General features: G+C 61.9%; 26 protein-coding genes. All 26 read left to right on the top strand.

Annotated features, from left to right (window positions below):
- Positions 1–41: 41 nt before the first annotated feature.
- The 26 genes from rpoC to rplO all read left to right on the top strand — a co-directional run bounded on the left by rpoC (position 42) and on the right by rplO (position 18,097).
- A complete protein-coding gene (rpoC, locus tag GO615_RS09280) occupies positions 42–4,268 on the top strand; it encodes a DNA-directed RNA polymerase subunit beta' (protein WP_169127212.1) in 4,227 nt (1,408 codons plus the stop codon).
- A 131-nt stretch (positions 4,269–4,399) separates the two neighbouring features.
- A complete protein-coding gene (gene rpsL / locus GO615_RS09275) occupies positions 4,400–4,777 on the top strand; it encodes a 30S ribosomal protein S12 (RefSeq protein ID WP_018987817.1) in 378 nt (125 codons plus the stop codon).
- A gap of 32 nt (positions 4,778–4,809) precedes the next feature.
- Positions 4,810–5,280: a 30S ribosomal protein S7 gene (gene rpsG, locus GO615_RS09270; RefSeq protein ID WP_018987818.1), complete on the top strand. Its 471-nt coding sequence runs from the start codon at positions 4,810–4,812 to the stop codon at positions 5,278–5,280.
- Between the two features lie 107 nt (positions 5,281–5,387).
- Positions 5,388–7,487, top strand: a complete 2,100-nt coding sequence (gene fusA, locus GO615_RS09265; RefSeq protein ID WP_169127210.1) for an elongation factor G — start codon at positions 5,388–5,390, stop codon at positions 7,485–7,487.
- Between the two features lie 25 nt (positions 7,488–7,512).
- Positions 7,513–8,703, top strand: coding sequence for an elongation factor Tu (gene tuf / locus GO615_RS09260; RefSeq protein ID WP_169127209.1), 1,191 nt, complete (start codon positions 7,513–7,515; stop codon positions 8,701–8,703).
- 62 nt (positions 8,704–8,765) lie between these two features.
- Entirely contained in the window at positions 8,766–9,077 is a 312-nt protein-coding gene (gene rpsJ / locus GO615_RS09255) for a 30S ribosomal protein S10 (RefSeq protein ID WP_018987821.1), read from the top strand.
- Between the two features lie 115 nt (positions 9,078–9,192).
- The gene (gene rplC / locus GO615_RS09250) at positions 9,193–9,837 is read left to right on the top strand and encodes a 50S ribosomal protein L3 (RefSeq protein WP_169127207.1); all 645 of its coding nucleotides are present in this window, start codon (positions 9,193–9,195) and stop codon (positions 9,835–9,837) included.
- An 11-nt stretch (positions 9,838–9,848) separates the two neighbouring features.
- On the top strand, positions 9,849–10,469 hold the full coding sequence (gene rplD / locus GO615_RS09245) for a 50S ribosomal protein L4 (protein ID WP_169127205.1): 621 nt from the start codon (positions 9,849–9,851) through the stop codon (positions 10,467–10,469).
- Positions 10,466–10,771: a 50S ribosomal protein L23 gene (rplW, locus tag GO615_RS09240; protein ID WP_169127203.1), complete on the top strand. Its 306-nt coding sequence runs from the start codon at positions 10,466–10,468 to the stop codon at positions 10,769–10,771. The genes rplD and rplW overlap by 4 nt, the downstream gene beginning before the upstream one ends.
- 5 nt (positions 10,772–10,776) lie before the next feature.
- Positions 10,777–11,604, top strand: coding sequence for a 50S ribosomal protein L2 (gene rplB, locus GO615_RS09235; RefSeq protein ID WP_169127201.1), 828 nt, complete (start codon positions 10,777–10,779; stop codon positions 11,602–11,604).
- 10 nt (positions 11,605–11,614) lie between these two features.
- On the top strand, positions 11,615–11,890 hold the full coding sequence (gene rpsS / locus GO615_RS09230; protein WP_053420931.1) for a 30S ribosomal protein S19: 276 nt from the start codon (positions 11,615–11,617) through the stop codon (positions 11,888–11,890).
- A gap of 9 nt (positions 11,891–11,899) precedes the next feature.
- Positions 11,900–12,229 carry a 50S ribosomal protein L22 gene (gene rplV / locus GO615_RS09225; protein ID WP_018987827.1) on the top strand — a complete coding sequence of 110 codons (330 nt, stop codon included), beginning with the start codon at positions 11,900–11,902 and terminating at the stop codon, positions 12,227–12,229.
- Positions 12,230–12,238: 9 nt separating this feature from the next.
- Positions 12,239–13,033: a 30S ribosomal protein S3 gene (gene rpsC, locus GO615_RS09220; RefSeq protein WP_169127199.1), complete on the top strand. Its 795-nt coding sequence runs from the start codon at positions 12,239–12,241 to the stop codon at positions 13,031–13,033.
- On the top strand, positions 13,033–13,446 hold the full coding sequence (gene rplP, locus GO615_RS09215) for a 50S ribosomal protein L16 (protein ID WP_050418483.1): 414 nt from the start codon (positions 13,033–13,035) through the stop codon (positions 13,444–13,446). The genes rpsC and rplP overlap by 1 nt, the downstream gene beginning before the upstream one ends.
- A 2-nt stretch (positions 13,447–13,448) precedes the next feature.
- Entirely contained in the window at positions 13,449–13,643 is a 195-nt protein-coding gene (rpmC, locus tag GO615_RS09210) for a 50S ribosomal protein L29 (protein ID WP_169127197.1), read from the top strand.
- Entirely contained in the window at positions 13,640–13,909 is a 270-nt protein-coding gene (gene rpsQ, locus GO615_RS09205; RefSeq protein WP_169127195.1) for a 30S ribosomal protein S17, read from the top strand. The genes rpmC and rpsQ overlap by 4 nt, the downstream gene beginning before the upstream one ends.
- Before the next feature lie 148 nt (positions 13,910–14,057).
- Positions 14,058–14,426 carry a 50S ribosomal protein L14 gene (gene rplN / locus GO615_RS09200; protein WP_121430165.1) on the top strand — a complete coding sequence of 123 codons (369 nt, stop codon included), beginning with the start codon at positions 14,058–14,060 and terminating at the stop codon, positions 14,424–14,426.
- Positions 14,427–14,438: 12 nt separating this feature from the next.
- A complete protein-coding gene (gene rplX, locus GO615_RS09195; protein ID WP_169127193.1) occupies positions 14,439–14,756 on the top strand; it encodes a 50S ribosomal protein L24 in 318 nt (105 codons plus the stop codon).
- A 9-nt stretch (positions 14,757–14,765) separates the two neighbouring features.
- Positions 14,766–15,305, top strand: a complete 540-nt coding sequence (gene rplE / locus GO615_RS09190; protein WP_169127191.1) for a 50S ribosomal protein L5 — start codon at positions 14,766–14,768, stop codon at positions 15,303–15,305.
- A gap of 7 nt (positions 15,306–15,312) precedes the next feature.
- The gene (gene rpsN, locus GO615_RS09185; protein WP_121430162.1) at positions 15,313–15,618 is read left to right on the top strand and encodes a 30S ribosomal protein S14; all 306 of its coding nucleotides are present in this window, start codon (positions 15,313–15,315) and stop codon (positions 15,616–15,618) included.
- Positions 15,619–15,630: 12 nt separating this feature from the next.
- Positions 15,631–16,026, top strand: coding sequence for a 30S ribosomal protein S8 (gene rpsH / locus GO615_RS09180; protein ID WP_018987836.1), 396 nt, complete (start codon positions 15,631–15,633; stop codon positions 16,024–16,026).
- Between the two features lie 9 nt (positions 16,027–16,035).
- On the top strand, positions 16,036–16,569 hold the full coding sequence (rplF, locus tag GO615_RS09175) for a 50S ribosomal protein L6 (protein ID WP_169127189.1): 534 nt from the start codon (positions 16,036–16,038) through the stop codon (positions 16,567–16,569).
- A gap of 12 nt (positions 16,570–16,581) precedes the next feature.
- Positions 16,582–16,935 (top strand): 50S ribosomal protein L18, encoded by a 354-nt coding sequence (gene rplR / locus GO615_RS09170; protein ID WP_050417521.1) that lies wholly within the window; start codon positions 16,582–16,584, stop codon positions 16,933–16,935.
- Positions 16,936–16,947: 12 nt separating this feature from the next.
- Positions 16,948–17,472 carry a 30S ribosomal protein S5 gene (gene rpsE, locus GO615_RS09165; protein ID WP_169127187.1) on the top strand — a complete coding sequence of 175 codons (525 nt, stop codon included), beginning with the start codon at positions 16,948–16,950 and terminating at the stop codon, positions 17,470–17,472.
- A gap of 3 nt (positions 17,473–17,475) precedes the next feature.
- A complete protein-coding gene (gene rpmD, locus GO615_RS09160) occupies positions 17,476–17,658 on the top strand; it encodes a 50S ribosomal protein L30 (protein ID WP_015437566.1) in 183 nt (60 codons plus the stop codon).
- A 1-nt stretch (position 17,659) separates the two neighbouring features.
- Entirely contained in the window at positions 17,660–18,097 is a 438-nt protein-coding gene (rplO, locus tag GO615_RS09155; RefSeq protein WP_169127185.1) for a 50S ribosomal protein L15, read from the top strand.
- The last annotated feature ends 10 nt before the right edge of the window (positions 18,098–18,107 follow it).

Genomic DNA, 18,107 nt, shown 5'->3' with positions numbered 1-18,107 from the left:
ACCGGGTGAATGCCCACGAAGCCACCCGGACGGAGTGATTTATGAAAAGCCTGCTCGCTGACCTGTTCAAGCAAACCCTGCCGAACGAAGACCAGTTCGACGCGATCACCATCGGCCTCGCATCGCCGGACAAGATCCGCTCGTGGTCCTACGGCGAGGTCAAGAAGCCCGAGACCATCAACTACCGCACCTTCAAGCCCGAGCGCGACGGCCTGTTCTGCGCCAAGATCTTCGGGCCGGTGAAGGATTACGAATGCCTGTGCGGCAAGTACAAGCGTCTCAAGCATCGCGGCGTGATCTGCGAGAAGTGCGGCGTCGAGGTGACGCTGTCGAAGGTGCGCCGCGAGCGCATGGCGCACATCGAACTCGCGAGCCCGACCGCGCACATCTGGTTCCTGAAGAGCCTTCCCAGCCGCCTCGGCATGGTGCTCGACATGACCCTGCGCGACATCGAGCGCGTGCTGTACTTCGAAGCCTTCGTCGTCGTCGAGCCCGGCATGACCCCGCTCAACCGCGCCCAACTGCTCACCGAGGACGACTACCTCGCCAAGGTCGAGGAGTACGGTGACGAGTTCGACGCGCTGATGGGTGCCGAGGGTATCCGCGGCCTGCTGCGTACGCTCGATGTCCAGCTCGAGATCGAGAAGCTGCGCGGCGACCTCGAGACGACCAACTCGGAAGCCAAGATCAAGAAGTTCTCCAAGCGCTTGAAGGTGCTCGAGGCCTTCCAGCAGTCGGGCATCAAACCCGAGTGGATGATTCTCGAGGTTCTGCCGGTGCTGCCGCCGGACCTGCGTCCGCTCGTGCCGCTGGACGGTGGCCGCTTCGCGACCTCCGACCTCAACGACCTGTATCGCCGCGTCATCAACCGCAACAACCGCCTCAAGCGCCTGCTCGAGCTCAAGGCGCCCGAGATCATCGTGCGCAACGAAAAGCGCATGCTGCAGGAAGCCGTCGACTCGCTGCTCGACAACGGCCGCCGCGGCAAGGCGATGACCGGTGCGAACAAGCGTCCGCTGAAGTCCCTCGCCGACATGATCAAGGGCAAGGGCGGCCGCTTCCGTCAGAACCTGCTGGGCAAGCGCGTCGACTACTCGGGCCGTTCGGTCATCGTGGTCGGCCCGCAGCTCAAGCTGCATCAGTGCGGCCTGCCCAAGCTGATGGCGCTCGAGCTGTTCAAGCCCTTCATCTTCAACAAGCTGGAGCTGATGGGTCTGGCGACGACCATCAAGCAGGCGAAGAAGATGGTCGAAAGCCAGGAACCGGTGGTGTGGGACATTCTCGAAGAGGTGATCCGCGAGCATCCGGTCATGCTGAACCGCGCGCCGACCCTGCACCGCCTCGGTATCCAGGCCTTCGAACCGGTGCTGATCGAGGGCAAGGCGATCCAGCTGCACCCGCTCGTCTGCGTCGCGTTCAACGCCGACTTCGACGGTGACCAGATGGCCGTCCACGTACCGCTGTCGCTCGAGGCGCAGATGGAAGCGCGCACGCTGATGCTGGCGTCGAACAACGTGCTCTCGCCCGCCAACGGCGAACCGATCATCGTGCCGTCGCAGGACATCGTTCTCGGTCTCTACTACGCCACCCGCGAAGGCGTGAACGCGCTGGGCGAGGGCATGGCGCTGTCGGATGTCGGCGAGCTCAAGCGCGCCTACGAGTCCAAGCAACTCTCCCTGCATGCCCGCGTGTCGGTGCGCCTGAAGGAAATCGAAGTCGGCGCCGACGGCGAACGCCGCGAGAAGATCACCCGCTACAACACCACTGCGGGCCGCGCGATGCTGTCGGAAATCCTGCCGCCCGGACTGCCGTTCAGCGTGATCGACAAGCCGCTGAAGAAGAAGGAGATCTCGAAGCTCATCAACGCGTCGTTCCGTCGCTGCGGCCTGAAGGAGACGGTCGTGTTCGCGGACAAGCTGATGCAGTTCGGCTTCCGTCTTGCGACCCGTGCCGGCATCTCGATCGCGGTCAAGGACATGCTGGTGCCGACCCTGAAGGACTCGCTGATCCACGCGGCCGAGCAGGAGGTCAAGGAGATTGCCCGCCAGTACACCTCGGGTCTCGTGACGGACGGCGAGCGCTACAACAAGGTCGTCGATATCTGGGGTCGCGCGGGTGACCAGGTCGCCAAGGCGATGATGGACCAGCTCGGCCAGGAAGATGTCGTCAATCGCAAGGGCGATACGGTCAAGCAGGAGTCGTTCAACTCCATCTACATGATGGCGGACTCGGGAGCGCGCGGTTCCGCTGCGCAGATCCGTCAGCTCGCCGGCATGCGCGGCCTGATGGCGAAGCCGGACGGCTCGATTATCGAGACGCCGATCACGACCAACTTCCGCGAAGGCCTGAACGTTCTGCAGTACTTCATCTCGACGCACGGTGCCCGTAAGGGTCTGGCCGACACCGCGCTGAAGACCGCAAACTCCGGTTACCTGACGCGTCGTCTGGTCGACGTCACCCAGGATCTGGTCGTCACCGAAGACGATTGCGGCACGCGCGACGGCTTCGTGATGAAGGCCCTCATCGAGGGCGGCGAAGTGATCGAGCCGCTGCGCGAGCGTATCCTCGGCCGCGTTTGTGCCGAAGATGTCGTAAATCCCGACTCGCAGGAGACGGTGATCGAAGCGGGCACGCTGCTCGACGAGAATGCCGTCGATCTCATCGAGAGCCTCGGCATCGACGAGGTGAAGGTTCGCACCGCGCTGACCTGCGAAACGCGCTACGGCCTGTGCGGCAAGTGCTACGGTCGCGATCTGGGGCGCGGAAACCTCGTGAACGTCGGCGAGGCGGTGGGGGTCATCGCCGCTCAGTCGATCGGCGAGCCGGGCACCCAGCTCACGATGCGTACCTTCCACGTGGGTGGTGCGGCGTCGCGGGCCGCAGCAGCCAGCGGCGTCGAGTCGAAGTCGGCCGGTACCGTCCGTTTCGCCGGCAACATGCGCTACGTTTCGAATGCTAAGGGCGAGAAAGTCATCATCGCCCGCTCCGCGGAGATCGTCGTTGCCGACGACATGGGGCGCGAGCGCGAGCGGCACAAGCTGCCGTACGGCGCGACCCTGCTCGTCGACGATGGCGGCACGATCAAGGCCGGCGTCATGCTCGCGACCTGGGATCCGCACACCCGTCCGATCGTCACGGAATACTCCGGTACCGTGAAGTTCGAGAACGTCGAGGAAGGCGTCACCGTCGCGAAGCAGATCGACGAAGTGACGGGCTTGTCGACCCTGGTCGTGATCGACGGGAAGCGCAAGGCGGGTTCCTCGTCCAAGGGCGTGCGCCCGCAGGTCAAGCTCCTCGACGAAAACGGCGAGGAAGTGAAGATCGCCGGCACCGACCATTCCGTGGCGATCACCTTCCAGGTCGGCTCGCTGATCACCGTCAAGGACGGCCAGATCATCGGCGTCGGCGACATTCTCGCCCGTATTCCCCAGGAATCGGCAAAGACCCGCGACATTACCGGCGGTCTGCCGCGTGTGGCAGAACTCTTCGAAGCCCGTCCGCCGAAGGATGCCGGCGTGCTCGCCGAATACACGGGTACCGTGTCGTTCGGCAAGGACACCAAGGGCAAGCAGCGTCTCGTGATCACCGAAGCCGATGGCACGGCGCACGAGTTCCTGATCCCGAAGGACAAGCACGTGATGGTGCACGATGGCCAGGTCGTCAATAAGGGCGAACTGATCGTCGATGGTCCGGCGGACCCGCACGACATCCTGCGCCTGCAGGGGATTGAGGCGCTGGCGCGCTACATCATCGACGAAGTCCAGGACGTGTATCGTCTGCAGGGCGTGAAGATCAACGACAAGCACATCGAGGTCATCGTTCGTCAGATGCTGCGTCGCGTGGTCATTACCGACGCGGGCGATACCAAGTTCATCCGCGAGGAGCAGGTGGAACGGTCGGAAGTGCTCGACGAAAACGACCGCGTGGAAGGCGAAAGCAAACTCCCGGCGCAGTACCAGAACGTCCTGCTGGGTATCACGAAGGCTTCGCTGTCGACCGATTCGTTCATCTCCGCCGCGTCGTTCCAGGAGACGACGCGCGTGCTGACCGAAGCGGCCATCATGGGCAAGCGTGACGAACTGCGCGGGCTCAAGGAAAACGTCATCGTCGGCCGGCTCATTCCCGCCGGTACCGGTATGGCGTACCACCGCAACCGCCGGGCGCAGTCGGCGGGCGAGGATCTCGCAGCCGAGCATGCATGGGCGGCGATGCAGGAACAACCGTCGGAAGTGCCCGACGGCGTCTCGCAAGATGTGCAAGCCGGTTGACTTTTGCCGGCTTGTCGGGATAACATCCGGCCTCTTTTTGTGGACTGACCAATCGTAGTCAGCCTCAGCCGGAATCAACCGCCCGGGGCGGCCTTTGGGGCCGTCCCGGTATAATGGAAAATTCTCAAGCTATGCCAACAATTAATCAGCTCGTCCGCAAGCCCCGGCAACTTGCAGTCGTCAAGAGCAAAGTGCCGGCGCTCGATGCATGTCCGCAGAAGCGCGGCGTCTGCACTCGCGTCTATACCACCACGCCGAAGAAGCCGAACTCCGCGCTGCGTAAGGTCGCGAAGGTTCGCCTGACCAACGGCTTCGAGGTCATCTCGTACATCGGTGGTGAGGGCCACAACCTCCAGGAGCACTCGGTGGTCCTGATTCGTGGTGGTCGTGTGAAGGACTTGCCGGGTGTGCGCTATCACATCGTGCGCGGTTCGCTGGACCTGCAGGGCGTCAAGGATCGCAAGCAGTCGCGCTCGAAGTATGGCGCCAAGCGTCCGAAGAAATCCTAATTGTCGGCATTCAGAAATAGCTAGAGGTTGTCATGCCCCGTCGTCGCGAAGTACCCAAGCGTGAAATTCTGCCGGATCCGAAGTTCGGCTCGCAGGACGTTTCCAAGTTCATCAACGTGATCATGCAGTCCGGCAAGAAATCGGTTGCCGAGCGCATCGTCTATGGTGCTTTCGAGCACATCTCGGGCAAGGCCGGGAAGGACCCGCTGGAGGTCTTCTCGTCGGCGGTTGCGAACGTCAAGCCGGTGGTCGAGGTCAAGAGCCGTCGCGTTGGTGGTGCAAACTACCAGGTTCCGGTCGAAGTGCGTCCGTCCCGCCGTATGGCGCTGTCGATGCGCTGGCTGCGCGAAGCTGCGCGCAAGCGTGCCGAGAAGTCGATGGCCCAGCGTCTCGCCGGCGAGCTTCTCGAGGCCGCCGAAGGTCGTGGCGCCGCGATGAAGAAGCGCGAGGAAGTGCATCGCATGGCCGAGGCAAACAAGGCCTTCTCGCACTACCGCTTCTAAGCAGATTCGGATGGCGGTTAATCGGGCCCTGGCAAGGGCTCGATTGTTTTGTAACAAGACACTTGGACTTTCGCGCCTGGCGCGAATTCTGGAAGGCAGGATAAACCGTGGCTCGCAAGACTCCCATTGAGCGCTACCGCAACATCGGTATCTCCGCTCACATCGACGCCGGCAAGACAACGACGACCGAGCGCATTCTTTATTACACCGGTGTGAACCACAAGATCGGTGAAGTTCATGATGGCGCTGCGACCATGGACTGGATGGAGCAGGAGCAGGAGCGGGGTATCACCATCACCTCGGCCGCGACGACCTGCTTCTGGAAGGGCATGGACCTGTCGTTCCCCGAGCACCGCTTCAACATCATCGACACCCCGGGACACGTGGATTTCACGATCGAGGTCGAGCGCTCGATGCGCGTCCTCGATGGTGCGTGCATGGTCTACTGCGCGGTCGGTGGTGTTCAGCCGCAGTCCGAGACCGTGTGGCGCCAGGCGACCAAGTACAAGGTGCCGCGTCTCGCGTTCGTGAACAAGATGGATCGCCAGGGTGCGAACTTCTTCAAGGTGTACGAGCAGATGCGTACCCGCCTGAAGGCGAACCCGGTGCCCATCGTGATTCCGATTGGCGCCGAAGAGTCGTTCGCGGGTGTCGTCGACCTCGCTCGGATGAAGGCGATCTACTGGGATGAGGCCAGCCAGGGCATGAAGTTCGAGTACCGCGACATTCCGGCTGAGCTGCAGGCTGATGCCGAAGAGTGGCGTGAGAAGATGGTCGAAGCGGCTGCCGAGGCCAGCGAGGAGCTCATGAACGAGTACCTCGAGAATGGCGATCTGTCGGTCGAGAAGATCAATGCCGGTCTGCGTCAGCGCACCATCGCGTGCGAGATTCAGCCGATGCTGTGCGGCACCGCGTTCAAGAACAAGGGCGTGCAGCGCATGCTCGACGCGGTTATCGAGCTGCTGCCGTCGCCGGTCGACATTCCGCCGGTTGCAGGCACTGATGACGACGAAAAGCCGGTCGTGCGCAAGGCGGATGACTCCGAGAAGTTCTCGGCGCTGGCGTTCAAGCTGATGACCGACCCGTTCGTCGGCCAGCTGACCTTCGTGCGCGTGTACTCCGGTGTTCTGCAGTCGGGCGAGACCGTGCTGAACTCGGTCAAGGGCAAGAAGGAGCGCATCGGTCGCATCCTGCAGATGCACGCCAACGAGCGCCACGAGATCAAGGAAGTGCTCGCCGGCGACATCGCTGCGTGCGTGGGCCTGAAGGAAGTGACCACGGGTGAAACCCTGTGCGACCCGAGCGCGCCGATCATCCTCGAACGCATGGTCTTCCCGGATCCCGTGATTCACGTCGCGGTCGAGCCGAAGACCAAGGGTGACCAGGAAAAGATGGGTATCGCGCTGGGCCGTCTGGCTGCAGAAGACCCGTCCTTCCGTGTCCGTACCGACGAGGAGTCGGGCCAGACCATCATCTCCGGCATGGGCGAGCTGCACCTCGAGATCATCGTCGATCGCATGAAGCGCGAATTCAACGTCGAGGCGAACGTCGGCGCGCCGCAGGTGGCATATCGCGAGGCGATCCGCAAGGCGGTCGAGCAGGAAGGCAAGTTCGTCAAGCAGTCCGGTGGTCGTGGCCAGTTCGGTCACGTCTGGATCAAGCTCGAGCCGAACGAAGCCGGCAAGGGCTACGAATTTGTGGATGCGATCAAGGGTGGTGTGGTTCCGCGCGAATACATCCCGGCGGTCGACAAGGGTTTGCAGGAAACCCTCCCGAACGGCGTGCTGGCCGGCTTCCCGGTCGTCGACGTGAAGGTCACGCTGTTCGATGGCTCGTACCACGACGTCGATTCGAACGAAAACGCGTTCAAGATGGCGGCGTCGATGGCGTTCAAGGACGCGATGCGCAAGGCCAGCCCGGTTCTGCTGGAGCCGATGATGGCGGTTGTGGTCGAGACCCCCGAGGACTACATGGGTAACGTCATGGGCGACCTGTCCGGCCGTCGTGGCATCGTGCAGGGTATGGATGACCTGCCTGGTGGCATGAAGGAAGTGAAGGCAGAGGTGCCGCTGGCCGAGATGTTCGGTTATGCCACCCAGCTGCGTTCGCTGTCGCAGGGGCGCGCGACCTACTCGATGGAATTCAAGCACTACTCCGAGGCGCCCAAGAGCGTTGCGGAGGCAGTGATCAGCAATCGTAGCAAGTAACAGAACTCAAGCGAGGATTCTCACAATGGCTAAAGGCAAGTTTGAGCGGACGAAACCGCACGTAAACGTTGGGACGATCGGCCACGTTGACCATGGCAAGACGACCCTGACCGCAGCGATCACGACGATCCTGTCGTCGAAGTTCGGCGGCGAGGCGAAGGCCTACGACCAGATCGACGCGGCGCCGGAAGAGAAGGCGCGCGGCATCACGATCAACACCGCGCACGTCGAGTACGAGACTGCTACGCGTCACTACGCCCACGTTGACTGCCCGGGCCACGCCGACTACGTGAAGAACATGATCACCGGCGCCGCGCAGATGGACGGCGCGATCCTGGTCGTGTCGGCCGCTGACGGCCCGATGCCGCAGACCCGCGAGCACATCCTGCTTGCCCGTCAGGTTGGTGTGCCGTACATCATCGTGTTCATGAACAAGTGCGACATGGTCGACGACGCCGAGCTGCTCGAGCTCGTCGAGATGGAAGTGCGCGAGCTGCTGTCGAAGTACGACTTCCCGGGCGACGACATCCCCATCGTCAAGGGCTCCGCGCTCAAGGCGATCGAGGGCGACAAGGGCGATCTGGGCGAAGGCGCGATCATGAAGCTGGCCGAGGCACTCGACAGCTACATCCCGACGCCCGAGCGCGCGATCGACAAGCCCTTCCTGCTGCCGATCGAAGACGTGTTCTCGATCTCGGGTCGTGGCACCGTCGTCACGGGTCGTGTCGAGCGCGGCATCGTCAAGGTTGGTGAAGAAGTCGAAATCGTCGGCATCAAGCCCACGGTCAAGACCATCTGCACCGGCGTCGAAATGTTCCGCAAGCTGCTCGACCAGGGCCAGGCGGGTGACAACGTCGGCGTGCTGCTGCGCGGCACCAAGCGTGAAGACGTCGAGCGTGGTCAGGTCCTGTGCAAGCCGGGCTCGATCAAGCCGCATACCCACTTCACGGGCGAAGTGTACGTGCTGTCGAAGGAAGAGGGTGGCCGTCACACCCCGTTCTTCAACAACTACCGTCCGCAGTTCTACTTCCGTACGACCGACGTGACCGGGTCGATCGCGCTGCCGGAAGGCACCGAGATGGTCATGCCGGGTGACAACGTGTCGATCACGGTCAAGCTGCTGGCCCCGATCGCCATGGAAGAAGGTCTGCGCTTCGCGATACGCGAAGGTGGTCGTACCGTTGGCGCCGGTGTCGTCGCCAAGATCATCGAGTAATTTTCCCGCTCAACATCCCCGGGGCGAGTGCCCGGGGTTTTTGCTCTTTTAAGGACTGCAACATGCAAAACCAGAAGATTCGTATCCGCCTCAAGGCTTTCGACTACCGTCTGATCGATCAGTCGGCGCTCGAGATCGTCGACACCGCGAAGCGTACCGGTGCCGTCGTTCGCGGTCCTGTGCCGCTGCCGACCCGGATCGAGCGCTTCGACCTTCTGCGTTCGCCGCACGTCAACAAGACTTCGCGCGACCAGTTCGAAATCCGCACGCACCAGCGCCTGATGGACATCATCGATCCGACCGACAAGACCGTCGATGCGTTGATGAAGCTGGACCTGCCGGCCGGTGTCGACGTCGAGATCAAGCTGCAGTAAGTCTTCCGCGCTTGCGGAGTGTCAAAAAAGGCCGGTATAATCCGGCCTTTGCGCCTTTTGGTGCAATTCATGTGATAGGGCCCGGTCAATCGTAACCGGGGATCAGGAGAAAAAAATGAGTCTAGGCCTTGTAGGACGCAAGGTTGGCATGACTCGCATTTTTGCCGAGGACGGTCGTAGCGTCCCGGTGACGGTGCTTGACGTTGCCAATAATCGCGTTACCCAAGTCAAGACGCCTGAAAGCGACGGCTATGCCGCGGTTCAGGTGGCTTTCGGCAAGCGCCGTGCGAGCCGCGTCAATAAGGCGCTCGCCGGGCATCTCGCCAAGGCTGGCGTCGAAGCCGGTCACACCCTTCGCGAATTCACTGTCGAGCCGGCGCAGCTGGCGAGCCTGAAGGCAGGCGACGTGATCAGCGTGGAGCTCTTTGCGGTCGGTCAGAAGGTCGATGTGACCGGTACCTCGATCGGTAAGGGCTTCTCGGGTGTCATCAAACGTCACAACTTCTCGTCGAACCGTGCCTCGCACGGTAACTCGGTGTCGCACAACACGCCGGGTTCGATCGGTATGGCGCAGGATCCGGGTCGCGTTTTCCCGGGCAAGCGCATGGCCGGTCAGTACGGCAATGTGACCCGCACGACGCAGAGTCTCGAAGTGGTCCGCGTCGATGTCGAGCGTCAGTTGCTCCTGGTCAAGGGGGCTGTGCCGGGTTCGAAGGGCGGCGACGTGATCGTCCGTCCGGCCGTCAAGGCCCGTGGCTGAGCGAGGACGTGATGGAACTTAAAGTATTGAACGATCAGGGTGTGCAGGCGGCGACGCTGCAGGCTTCTGACGCGCTCTTCGGGCGCGACTATAACGAGGCGCTGATCCACCAGGTCGTCGTTGCCTATATGGCCAACGCACGCTCGGGTAATCGTGCGCAGAAGGGGCGCTCCGAGGTTCAGAAGTCGACCCGCAAGCCGTGGCGTCAGAAGGGTACGGGCCGTGCTCGTGCCGGTATGGCGTCGAGCCCGTTGTGGCGCGGCGGTGGTCGTATCTTCCCGAATTCCCCGGAAGAGAATTTCACGCAGAAGCTGAACCGCAAGATGTATCGCGCCGGCGTAGCTTCGATCCTGTCCCAGCTGGCGCGCGAAGACCGTCTGGCAGTGGTCGAGAATTTCAGCGTCGAGGCGCCGAAGACCAAGCTTCTGTCGCAGAAGCTGAAGGGCATGGGGCTGGATTCCGTGCTGGTGATCACGGATCAGTTCGACGAGAACCTGTTCCTGTCGTCGCGCAACCTGCACAAGGTGCTGGTGCTCGAGGTCAGCGAGACGGATCCGGTGGCCCTGGTTCACTACGATCGCGTGATCGTGACCAAGGGTGCGCTGGCCAAGATGGAGGAGGCCTGGCAATGAGCGGATTTAGCCAAGAGCGTCTGATGCAGGTGCTGCTCGCGCCCCAGATCTCCGAAAAGGCGACGTTTATCGCCGACAAGAACGAGCAGGTTGTCTTCAAGGTCGCCTCGTGCGCGACCAAGCCCGAGGTCAAGGCTGCGGTCGAGCTGCTCTTCAAGGTCGAGGTCAAGTCGGTCCAGATCGCGAACGTCAAGGGCAAGGTCAAGCGCTTCGGCAAGACGATGGGTCGCCGCAAGGGCTGGAAGAAGGCATTCGTTTGCCTCAAGCCTGGCCAGGAAATCAACTTCGCGGCCGGGGAGTAATAGTCATGGCACTGGTAAAACTCAAGCCTACGTCTGCCGGCCGTCGCGCGATGGTCAAGGTGGTGAATGCGGATCTCTACAAGGGTCGTCCGCTTGCATCGCTGGTCGAGAAGCAGTCGAAGAACGCCGGTCGTAACAACAACGGCCACATCACCGTTCGGCACAAGGGAGGCGGTCACAAGCAGCACTACCGCCTCGTCGATTTTCGTCGCAACAAGGATGGCATCGCGGCGCGCGTCGAGCGCATCGAATACGATCCGAACCGTTCGGCGAACATCGCCCTGGTCTGCTACGCCGACGGCGAGCGTGCATACATCATCGCCCCCAAGGGTCTGGAAGTCGGTGCTCAGGTGATGAGCGGTGCCGAGGCTCCGATCAAGCCGGGCAATGTCCTGCCGATCCGCAATATTCCTGTCGGTTCGACGATTCACTGCGTCGAGATGATGCCGGGCAAGGGTGCGCAGATCGCGCGCGCTGCCGGCACTTCGGTGCAGCTCCTGGCGCGTGAAGGCGCCTATGCCCAGATTCGTCTGCGCTCCGGCGAGGTTCGCCGCGTGCATGTCGAGTGCCGTGCCGCGATCGGCGTGGTGGGCAACGAAGAGCATGGTCTGCGCAAGATCGGCAAGGCCGGTGCAAACCGCTGGCGTGGTATCCGCCCGACCGTTCGCGGCGTGGCGATGAACCCGGTTGATCACCCGCACGGCGGCGGCGAAGGCCGTACCGGCGAGGGCGGCGTTCCGCGCAGCCCGTGGGGTCAGCCTGCGAAGGGTTATCGCACGCGCAGCAACAAGCGCACCGATACCATGATCGTGCAGCGTCGTCACAAGCGTTAAGGGGTAACAGATGGCACGTTCAATCAAAAAAGGCCCGTTTGTCGACGCGCACCTCCTGAAGAAGGTCGACGCCGTTCGGGCGAGCAACGACAAGCGTCCGATCAAGACGTGGTCGCGCCGTTCCACGGTGCTGCCTGACTTCGTCGGTCTCACGATCGCGGTGCATAACGGCCGCCAGCACGTTCCGGTGTTTGTCTCCGAGAACATGGTCGGCCACAAGCTGGGCGAGTTCGCGCTGACCCGTACGTTCAAGGGTCATGCCGCGAGCAAGAAGGCGAAGAGGTAAGGAGTCACCATGGAAACCAAAGCAATCCTCCGCGGTGTTCGCCTGTCGGCCCAGAAGGGCCGGCTGGTTGCGGACCAAGTGCGGGGCAAGCCGGTTGATCAGGCCCTGAACATTCTCGCCTTCTCGCCGAAGAAGGGTGCGCAGATCATCCGCAAGGTCGTCGAGTCGGCGATCGCGAACGCCGAACACAACGATGGCGCAGACATCGACACCCTCAAGGTGAAGACGATCTACGTCGAGGAAGGTACGTCGCTGAAGCGGTTTACGGCGCGGGCAAAGGGGCGTGGCAATCGCATCCTGAAGCCGACCTGCCATGTCTACGTGACCGTCGGGGAGTAAGGGGTAAATATGGGTCAGAAAATTCATCCGACCGGATTCCGTCTGGCGGTCACCCGTGACTGGAGCTCGCGCTGGTTCGCTTCGAGCCGCGACTACTCCAAGATGCTGCACGAGGACATCAAGGTCCGCGACTTTCTGAAGAAGAAGCTCGCGCACGCGTCGGTTGGTCGCATCGTGATCGAGCGCCCGGCCAAGAACGCGCGAATCACCTTGTTCAGCGCGCGTCCCGGTGTCGTCATCGGCAAGAAGGGCGAAGACATCGAGCTGCTGAAGCGCGAACTGCAGAAGATCATGGGCGTGCCGGTGCACGTCAATATCGAGGAAGTTCGCAAGCCCGAAGTCGACGCGAAGCTCATCGCCGATTCGATCGCCCAGCAGCTCGAGAAGCGCATCATGTTCCGTCGTGCGATGAAGCGCGCGATGCAGAACGCCATGCGCCTCGGTGCCCAGGGCATCAAGATCATGAGCGCGGGCCGTCTGAACGGGGCCGAAATTGCCCGTACCGAGTGGTATCGCGAGGGCCGTGTGCCGCTGCATACGCTGCGTGCCGACATCGATTACGGTGTTTCCGAAGCGAGCACCACGTACGGCATCATCGGCATCAAGGTCTGGGTTTACAAGGGCGAGATGCTGGGCCGCAACGAGCGTCCGGCGGTCGTCGAGAATGAAAACGAGGCTCGCCGTGGCCGTCGCGGTGCGCCGCGCGGTGCCGAAGGTGGCGAGGGCCGTCCCGGTCGCCGTCCCGCTCGTCGCGGTGGCGCTGAGGGCCAGGCCAAGCAGCCGCAAGAAAGCAGGGGTGAATGATGCTTCAGCCGACGAGAAGGAAATACCGTAAGGAGCAGAAGGGCCGCAACACCGGCGTGGCAACGCGCGGTGCGAAGGTCAGCTTCGGCGAATTCGGTCTCAAGGCAATCGGCCGCGGTCGGCTGACTGCCCGACAGATCGAATCGGCACGACGTGCGATGACGCGCCACATCAAGCGGGGTGGTCGCATCTGGATCCGGATCTTCCCGGACAAGCCGATCTCGAAGAAGCCTGCCGAAGTCCGCATGGGTAACGGCAAGGGCAATCCGGAATACTGGGTCGCCGAGATTCAGCCCGGCAAGGTGCTGTACGAGATGGATGGTGTCGATGAGGCGTTGGCGCGCGAAGCGTTCCGCCTTGCAGCTGCGAAGCTGCCGCTCGAGACCGTGTTTGTTCACCGTCAACTGGGGTGATCATGAAAGCGAGCGAACTCCGCGCAAAGAGCGTCGGTGAACTGAATCAGGAAGTGCTTGAGCTGCTGAAGGCGCAGTTCTCGCTGCGTATGCAGCTTGCAACTCAGCAACTCGGCAACACGAGCCAACTCGGGAAGGTGCGCCGCGACATCGCGCGTGCGCGCACCGTTCTGCGTGAAAAGGCAGGGCAGAAATGAGCGAACAAATCGAAAAGGTGCGTCGCGCCCTCGTCGGCCGTGTCGTCAGCGACAAGATGCAGAACACGGTCACCGTGTTGGTCGAGCGTCGCGTCAAGCACGAGCTGTATGGGAAGGTGATTACGCGTTCGGCCAAGTACCACGCGCACGTCGAGGGCGGCCTTGCCGCCGCCGGCGACCTGGTTGAAATCGAGGAATGCCGTCCGATTTCCAAGACCAAGTCCTGGCGCGTTGCGAAGGTGCTTGAAAAAGCGCGCGTAATCTAAGCAGAGTACGGGCTACTGCTGTGGACAGCTTGGCAGGCAACTGCCAAGCTGTTATAATTTTCTTTCTTTGCTTTTCGCTCTTCGGGGCTCCCTACCCGTACGGGTTCCAAGACTGACCGCTGTAGCGGGGCAAGTTGGAGATAAATTCATGATTCAAATGCAGTCCATTCTGGACGTCGCCGACAATACTGGCGCGCGTTCGGTGATGTGCATCAAGGTCCTTGGTGGTTCCAAGCGTCGCTATGCCAGCATTGGCGACATCATCAAGGTTACCGTCAAGGATGCAGCGCCGAGGGGTCGCGTCAAGAAGGGCGACATCTACAGTGCCGTTGTTGTGCGCACCGCGAAGGGTGTGCGTCGTCCCGACGGCTCTCTGGTGAAGTTCGATGGCAATGCGGCCGTCCTGCTGAATAACAAGCTCGAGCCGATCGGCACGCGCATCTTCGGGCCCGTGACGCGCGAGTTGCGTACCGAGCGGTTCATGAAGATCGTCTCGCTGGCGCCTGAAGTGCTCTAAGGAGTTGTCGAGATGAACAAGATCCGCAAAGGTGATGAGGTTGTTGTCCTGACGGGCAAGGATCGCGGTCGTCGCGGTGTCGTGCTGCGTCGGGATGGCGACGAACATCTGGTCGTTGAAGGTGTGAATCGCGCGAAGAAGCACGTGCGTCCGAATCCGCTCAAGGGTGAAGTGGGTGGCATCATCGAGAAGGAGATGCCGCTGCACGTTTCGAACGTTGCGCTGTTCAATCCCGCGACCCAGAAGGGTGATCGCGTGGGTATTCGAGTGCTTGAAGATGGTCGCAAGGTGCGCTTCTTCAAGTCGAATGGCGAACTGGTGAACGCGTAAGGAGTGGCGATGGCGCGCTTGCAGCAGTACTACAAGGAAACGATTGCTCCCGAGCTGCTGAAGCAGTTCGGGTACAAGTCGGCGATGGAAGTGCCCCGCATCACGAAGATCACCCTGAACATGGGTGTCGGCGAGGCGGTTGGCGACAAGAAGATTCTCGAGCATGCCGTTGGCGACATGCAGAAGATCGCCGGTCAGAAGCCGGTGGTGACCAAGGCTCGCAAGTCGATCGCGGGTTTCAAGATCCGTGACGGTTACCCGATCGGCTGCATGGTGACCTTGCGTGGCGAGAAGATGTTTGAATTCCTGGATCGTCTGGTGACGATCGCCATGCCCCGTATCCGCGACTTCCGCGGTATCGCGGGCAAGGGTTTCGATGGTCGCGGCAACTACAACCTGGGCGTCAAAGAGCAGATCATTTTCCCCGAGATCGAGTACGACAAGATCGATGCTCTGCGGGGTATGAACATCAGCATCACGACGACGGCCAAGTCCGATCAGGAAGCTCGCGCTCTGCTCGCGGCGTTCAAGTTCCCGTTCAAGAATTGAGGGTGTTATGGCAAAACTGGCTCTGATCAATAGAGAAGAGAAGCGCCGCAAGACGGTCGAGAAATTCGCCGCCAAGCGTGCCGCGCTGATCGCTCAGATCAACGATTTCAAGTTGCCTGAAGAAGAGCGCATGGCTGCTCGTCTGAAGCTGCAGCAGCTTCCGCGCAACGCAAGCCCCGTTCGCGAGCGCAATCGTTGCGCGCTGACGGGTCGTCCGCGCGGCGTGTTCCGTAAGTTCGGTCTGTGCCGCAACAAGCTGCGTGACCTCGCGTTCCGTGGCGAAGTGCCTGGCATGACCAAGGCGAGCTGGTAAGGAGATTATCGAATGAGTATGTCCGATCCGATCGCCGATATGCTGACCCGCATCCGCAATGGTCAGCAGGCTCAGAAGCAGAGCGTGTCGATGCCCAGCTCCAAGCTGAAGGTGGCGATCGCCAAGGTCCTGCAGGACGAAGGCTACATCGACGGCTATGCCGTCCGCGATGCCGAAGGCAAGGCGCAGCTGGATGTGGTGCTGAAGTACTACGCCGGGCGTCCCGTCATCGAGCGCATCGAGCGTGTCAGCCGCCCCGGTCTGCGTGTTTACAAGGGCAGTGACGATCTGCCGCGCGTTTTGAACGGTCTCGGTGTTGCAATCGTGTCGACGCCGCGGGGCGTCATGACCGACCGTGCGGCACGTGCCGGGCGCGTGGGCGGCGAAGTCATCTGTTACGTCGCTTAAGGGGGTCTCATGTCTCGTGTAGCTAAGAATCCGGTGGCGATCCCCCAGGGCGTGGACGTGACCGTCGCGGGCGGTGAGGTTTCCGTGAAGGGGCCGCTCGGTACCGTGAAGCAGTACATCGGCAATTCCGTGTCGGTTCAGCGTGAAGGCGATGCGCTCGTGTTTGCAGCCGTTGGTGGTGCTGCCAACGGTCGTGCGATGTCGGGTACCGTGCGTGCGCTCGTCAATAACATGGTTACCGGTGTGACGAAGGGTTTCGAGCGCAAGCTCAACCTCGTCGGCGTCGGTTACCGTGCTCAGGCGCAGGGCGACAAGCTCAATCTGACGCTCGGCTTTTCCCATCCTGTCGTGCATCAGATGCCGGCAGGCGTGAAGGTTGAAACGCCGACGCAGACGGAAATCGTCATCAAGGGCATCGACAAGCAGCAAGTCGGTCAGGTCGCTGCCGAAGTGCGTGCATACCGCGCTCCCGAGCCCTACAAGGGCAAGGGCGTCCGCTACTCGGACGAGGTGGTCGTGCTCAAGGAAACCAAGAAGAAGTAAGGGCGGTTCGATATGAACAAGAAAGTGGTTCGTCTGCGTCGCGCTCGTAAAACCCGAGCCAAAATCGCGGAACTGAAGGCGGTTCGTCTGACTGTGTTCCGTTCCAATTCCCACATCTATGCCCAGATCATCGACGGTTCCGGCGCGCGCGTGCTCGCTGCTGCCTCCACGGTCGAGGCGGACGTGCGTTCGCAACTGTCGCATGGCGGTAACAAGGCTGCTGCCGTGATCGTCGGCAAGCTGATTGCCGAGCGTGCGAAGGCCGCGGGTATCGAGTCCGTCGCGTTCGATCGCGCCGGCTTCCAGTATCACGGTCGCGTCCAGGCGCTGGCCGAGGCCGCCCGCGAAGGCGGTCTCAAGTTCTAAGCGAGGAATCGTATGGCTAAGCAACAAAGCAAGCGTCCGCAGGCTTCCGAGGAGCGTGACGACGGCCTGCGCGAGAAGATGGTCGCCATCAACCGCGTGACCAAGGTCGTGAAGGGCGGTCGTATCCTCGGTTTCGCGGCGCTGACGGTGGTTGGCGACGGTGATGGCGGTATCGGCATGGGCAAGGGCAAGTCGCGTGAAGTGCCCGTGGCCGTGCAGAAGGCCATGGACGAGGCTCGCCGCAAGATGGTCAAGGTCTCGCTCAAGAACGGCACGCTGCAGCATTCGGTGATCGGCAAGCATGGTGCCTCGTCGGTCCTCATGCAGCCGGCGCCGAGCGGTACCGGCATCATCGCCGGTGGCCCGATGCGCGCGGTGTTCGAAGTCATGGGCGTGACGGACGTGACCTGCAAGTGCATCGGTTCGTCGAATCCGTACAACGTCGTCCGTGCAACGCTGAACGGTCTCCTGGCGATCAACACGCCGGCCGAGATCGCCGCCAAGCGTGGCAAGAGCGTCGAAGAAATTCTGGGGTAAGCCATGGCCGAGAAAACGATCAAGGTTACGCTGGTCAAGAGCGTGATCGGTACCAAGCAGTCGCACCGTGCGACGGTGCGCGGACTCGGTTTGCGTCGCCTGAACCACACCGTCGAGCTTCAGGACACGCCTGAAGTGCGCGGCATGGTGAACAAGGTGTCGTACCTGGTGAAGTGTGAGGGTTGAGATGCGTCTGAATACGATTAAACCCGCGACTGGTTCGAAGTTCGCAGGCAAGCGCGTCGGACGCGGCATCGGCAGCGGCCTCGGCAAGACCTGCGGTCGCGGTCACAAGGGCCAGAAGTCCCGTGCCGGCGGCTTTCACAAGGTCGGCTTCGAGGGTGGTCAGATGCCGCTGCAGCGTCGCCTGCCGAAGCGTGGTTTCGTCTCGCTGACGGGGTCGCGCAACGCCGAGGTGCGTCTGTCCGAACTGGACAAGCTGCCGGTCGAGGATATCGACCTGCTGGTGCTGAAGCAGGCCGGCGTCGTGGCTGCCGATGCGCTGTCCGCAAAAGTCGTGCTGTCGGGTAGCATCGCTCGCAAGGTCACGCTGCGCGGCGTCGCTGCCACGAAGGGTGCCCTTGCGGCCATCCAGGCGGCCGGCGGTTCGGTCGTTACCGAGTAAGAAGGCAATC

Origin of the sequence: Aromatoleum evansii, assembly GCF_012910805.1 — a bacterium.
GTDB classification, from domain to species: Bacteria; Pseudomonadota; Gammaproteobacteria; order Burkholderiales; family Rhodocyclaceae; genus Aromatoleum; species Aromatoleum evansii.
The sequence above is the reverse complement of the archived record's forward strand: the minus strand, read 5'-3'. Positions and strand labels throughout refer to the sequence as shown.